We start from the raw sequence: 4,933 nt of genomic DNA, 5'->3' as shown, positions 1-4,933 counted from the left end.
ATTCCATTTTATTCGATCAGAAAAGGAACTCAATAAATTCATTATTGATAAATTTTGATATTCTTAAACAAATTATTTGTCTGAAATTCACAGAAACAGAACTAAACTTTCATCTATTATAATGCTTGGGTTTTTCATTTATGTTTATATCCTGCATCTTTCAGGTTGCCTCTTTGTTGGTTGCAACGAAACTTGAAATTTTTTGGGTATATAACCTGTATTAGTAGATTATATTTTTTAAAGTGATCAAAAATAAGGAAACGATATGCTGTTAAAAAACACTTCCAGACAATTTGGTCATGTCTCTGTTTTGATCCACTGGTTAATTGCTCTTGCTGTTTATGGAATGTTCATGCTGGGGTTATGGATGGTGACATTAAGCTATTATGATAGCTGGTATCATCGTGCACCTGAATTGCATAAAAGCATTGGGTTCTTGGTTTTTATCGTCATGGTCATTCGTGTTATCTGGCGATTCATTTCTCCCCCGCCAAAACCTCTGAGCAGTTACAGCCAGCTTACTCGGATCAGTGCAAAACTGGCTCATCTTACCCTTTATATCGTCCTGTTTGGCATTTTATTCAGCGGATACTTTATTTCCACCGCTGATGGTCAACCCATCAGTGTTTTTGGCTGGTTTGAAATCCCTGCCACGCTGGCAAGACAAGGGGTACAAGCAGATACCGCGGGTATTATCCACTTATATCTTGCCTGGCTGATTGTTGTACTTTCCCTTTTGCATGGGCTTGCTGCTTTAAAACATCACTTTATTGATCGTGATAGTACGCTAAAAAGAATGTTTGGTTTCCCGCCAGACACAAAATAAATTCTGGAGAATCATTATGTTGAAAAAGACGTTAATCGGCCTGACTGCGGGTGTTTTATTTATGGGTGCAAGCTCAGCAATGGCATCCAACTATAAAATTGATACTGCCGGCCAACACGCCTTTATTGAGTTCCGTATTCAGCATTTAGGTATGAGCTGGGTTTATGGTAATTTCAAAAAATTTGATGGTGATTTTACCTTCGATAGCCAAAATCCGACCGCTGATAAAGTTAGTGTCATCATTAAAACTGACAGTATAGATACCAACCATGCTGAGCGTGATAAACACTTACGTAGTGCTGATTTTTTAAATACAGCAAAATACCCGGAAGCCAAATTTACCTCAACCAAAGTGGAAAAAGTGGGTGAACAGTACAAAGTTATCGGTGAACTGACACTGAATGGTGTAACCAAACCAGTCACACTGCAAACGAAGCTGATGGGAGAAGGTAAAGATCCGTGGGGCGGTTATCGCGCCGGATTTGAAGCGAACGGTAAAATTAAATTGAAAGACTTCAATATTAAAACCGACTTAGGGCCAAAATCTCAGGAAGTTGAGTTAATCATTTCTGTGGAAGGGGTTAAGGAATAAGTTTGGTATTCTCCTTAACTACCTATCCCCTTCTTTTCATTTTTCAAGTTGCAGATCAATAGATCTGCAACTCCAAATTTCTTAGCAATTTAAATCTGCGATGCAATTAATGTATTAACATGGTGTGTAATTGTTTCCAACGCATTATGAGCCGCATAATCAGCCTTAAGTCTCTGCGCCTGCTGATACCATTCTCCTGAGGAGAGGATACGAGTTACTGCCTGATATATCTGCTGTTTACTCGGGGTATCTGTATTCAAGCTGATGCCACAGCGCGCCCAAATGACACGAGCAACAGCCTCCAGCTTACCATCTCCTGTACCCGCCACAACCATAGGAACACCATGACGAATAGCGGCATTGAGAGAACCATAACCACCATTAGTGATAAAAGCTACCGAACGAGGAAGCCAGTACTCAAAATCAAGATACTCTACTACCCTAACATTATCTGGTATAGATTTACCTAGTATTTCGACTGGCCTCCCTGCAGTAATAGCCAAAACCCGTACAGGTAAACCTGATAGTGCCTGTAAAGTCGGTATTATTAATTGAGTAAAATCAACATTGGCGAGCGTTCCTTGTGTGACAATAACAAGTGGTAAGCTTTCATCTGACCACTTCAGCTGAGTTTTATCATCCCGCACATCAACTGCCAGCGAACCAATAAAATCTAGCGATTCAGGCAAATCATCACGTGGAAACTCAAACAACTGAGTAGCCAATTGTAGAAAACGATCTGATTGTTTCACAATCACATCATTATGATCCTGTGTAAGTAAAGGAGAATTTACCGCCGTCAAAGCGATGTTAAAGGCATTCCGTACCTGCATAATTAATTCCCGCGTTTCCTCGTCCACCAATTGTTCTCGCTTCAAATCAACAGGAAGCAATTCCGGAGGTATACGCGCCCCCCAGAATATAGAATCTTTAGATGACAATAGTAGTGGTGTTACCCCAACCACAATGATAGGGATACGCTCATCAGCAGGTTTCTGTAATAGTGGTAATATGGCATAAAACGTATTATCAGAAATTAGCAAATCAGCATCTTCAACCAATTGTTGCAATTGAGGGTACAGTACGGGAATTGGCGCAGCAAAAAACTGCTTAAGGGCAAACGATGTCTGAGCATTTCCCGGAGGATGCAAGGCACGCTCAGGAAATGTCTGCTCCAGATTGCGATAATCAACATCTACAATTGAATCAAAAGCAACAAAACTGGCTCCTAAGGCCTCAGACTGCTGACGAAAAAGCGCTCCACTGAATATTGTGATATCATGCCCTTGCCCGATTAAGTGTCTTGCAATAGTACAGATTGGGAAAACATGCCCAGGAGTTGCAATAGCCGCTAAAACAATACGTGCCATTAATTAAATCCCCTCAATTAATTTGTCTAACGATCTAAATATGGAATATCAACCATCTTAAAACTGTTGTTATTACATATGGGTGTTCCGTGAATATGAACTCTCTGGAGATGACGGGAAGAGCGGGTAACAAATGACTCTCTACCGTGTAGTAGAGTAAAATTATCGCTAATCAAAACATCATTTGTCTGCCACTGATGAATATAGAGATAACATGGTGCATAAAGCCGATCTTTCAACTCATTCTCAAAAGCACTCTGTTGTGCTGATGAAAAACCCTCAAACTTAACTGAGTGATGATCAGAATATTTTTCACTATCAACAGCCATAGGTTCGTTGTAACGCATTACCCATTTACGACCATTAGGATGAAGGCATATCAGTGGAGACACTACCTCACCACCATAGTGCGTCACGAGACTTGTGCGATAAGTGACCATGATTTTTTCCCAGATATGACGCTCATGTTCATTAGCATCAATAATTAACTGCTCAGTATTTACAAATGTTGTACGCCCTCCCTGAGTGACAGCTGGAGCAGAAACACAATGGAATATCTGAAATTCCGGAATAGTTTGCCTGTACATACCATCCCAGTGCAGTGGTATTTCAGTTCTATCTAATACATGATCAGAAGGCTCAGCTTGCTCCATTACATCCAATACCGCGCCAAAAGGCCACATCATGATGTCTCCCCAATTCTGGGAATATTCAGTTAATTTTTTGGGGTCGGTAAAACCAGAAGAAAAGCCTCGCAATACAACCAACAAATGATTACGAACTAACTCACGTAACATATTAACTGGTAATGAGGTAATTTCCTGTCCTTCCCTACCAGGAGTAATTAACACTCCAAAAGGTGTAATAGGTTCAGTATGACAAGCAAGTTCACTTATATACATAATGTTTTTTCTCAAGATAAAATATAATTTTGAATTTCTTTCAGAACAATTAACTCACTGCGCCGATGATGCAACAGTCAAAAATGTTTGGTTTTGACTTGCTTCCTCAACCTCATCGATCAGGTAATGACTCGGAATACCACGGATTTCTACCAATTTTCCTTTCATTTTTTTCACCTCATCACTTTTCATCAATATAAACTGACCGTTGATATTGGCAGCAACGCCATGCCACGGAGTCAGCCAATCATCCCTAGTAGGCATCATATGGATACCAATTTTAATACTGCTTATAGGCTGAGGATGAATGGAAAGACGAATAGCATCGGGGAATAGTCCAGCCAATAAATGTCCCCAAGCCCAGCTCCGTTGAATTACCCCAATAGCCCGCTGACGTGCATCTTTCTGTAAAGAATTTTTAGATCCAACATATTCCGGTAATAAGCTGTCTTCATAAAGAAAACGGGTAATTGCCCTATATAATTGAATTCCTTCTTCACTTTCTTTTAATATAGATTTCACTTTTTCACTAGAAAATGCATAACTATTAACCAAAATATTACGTAATTTATTATAATCACTGGTATATTGAGAGAACAATTCAACATTACTCAGAGTAAAAACTGAGAGATTAGTTGCTCCCAACTCATGTAATAACTTTTCAAGCTCTAATTGATAATGAGTAACTGTTTCATCATTAACTCGAATTAAATCACTAAATACATGCCCGTCAGAACAAATAACAATATTTGCTCCCGGTGGGTAATAAAGCTGAATCCGTTGACATAAAGAGTTTAAAAAAATCAATGATAATTTTTCTGCCATATCAGGTACCGTACCCAGTACTTTCCGAAGATTTGGTGATTTCGTCGGAAATGCCGGTAGAATACATTGGATTGCTTTACTCTGTTTAACAAATGCACGAATACGTGGTAACTGAACCACGGCAACGTATTGTTCTTCGTATTCAATTGTATACTCAGATGTGGGAAAGCGACGCCGATATTGTAGTAATTCATGCAAGATTTTTTCCGATATTTTTTCTATATCAAAGTGTTCCATAATGCATTCCTAATTTATTACATTCTCATCAATACAAATAAATCCTAATTACGGAATATTTGTATTAGATATTTACTGAAATCCTTACTGATATAACAAAAATCAATCGCGTTATAATCATTTAAAATAACAGAAAAATTAACCCTATAAAAAACAAATCAAATGATACATAAATATCAAC

5 protein-coding genes are annotated in these 4,933 nt (G+C 38.7%); 2 read left to right on the top strand and 3 right to left on the bottom strand.

The features are described from left to right. Positions 1–265: 265 nt before the first annotated feature. Positions 266–826 (top strand): cytochrome b, encoded by a 561-nt coding sequence (locus AACX38_RS04465; RefSeq protein WP_228865810.1) that lies wholly within the window; start codon positions 266–268, stop codon positions 824–826. 16 nt (positions 827–842) lie between these two features. Further along, on the top strand, positions 843–1,418 hold the full coding sequence (locus AACX38_RS04460) for a YceI family protein (protein ID WP_228865809.1): 576 nt from the start codon (positions 843–845) through the stop codon (positions 1,416–1,418). Positions 1,419–1,507: 89 nt separating this feature from the next. Here AACX38_RS04460 and AACX38_RS04455 read toward each other — a convergent pair whose 3' ends face one another. Genes AACX38_RS04455 through AACX38_RS04445 form a run of 3 tightly spaced genes read right to left on the bottom strand, consistent with a single transcriptional unit; the run spans position 1,508 to position 4,752 of the window. Further along, positions 1,508–2,788 carry a glycosyltransferase gene (locus AACX38_RS04455; protein ID WP_228865808.1) on the bottom strand — a complete coding sequence of 427 codons (1,281 nt, stop codon included), beginning with the start codon at positions 2,786–2,788 and terminating at the stop codon, positions 1,508–1,510. Positions 2,789–2,814: 26 nt separating this feature from the next. After that, positions 2,815–3,690, bottom strand: coding sequence for a TauD/TfdA dioxygenase family protein (locus tag AACX38_RS04450; RefSeq protein WP_228865807.1), 876 nt, complete (start codon positions 3,688–3,690; stop codon positions 2,815–2,817). A gap of 54 nt (positions 3,691–3,744) precedes the next feature. Further along, complete coding sequence (locus tag AACX38_RS04445) at positions 3,745–4,752, bottom strand: L-tyrosine/L-tryptophan isonitrile synthase family protein (protein WP_228865806.1); 1,008 nt, start codon at positions 4,750–4,752, stop codon at positions 3,745–3,747. Between the last annotated feature and the right edge of the window lie 181 nt (positions 4,753–4,933).

The sequence above is a fragment of the Xenorhabdus sp. PB30.3 genome, assembly GCF_963895965.1.
In the GTDB taxonomy this organism is placed as follows: Bacteria; Pseudomonadota; Gammaproteobacteria; order Enterobacterales; family Enterobacteriaceae; genus Xenorhabdus; species Xenorhabdus stockiae.
The sequence above is the reverse complement of the archived record's forward strand: the minus strand, read 5'-3'. Positions and strand labels throughout refer to the sequence as shown.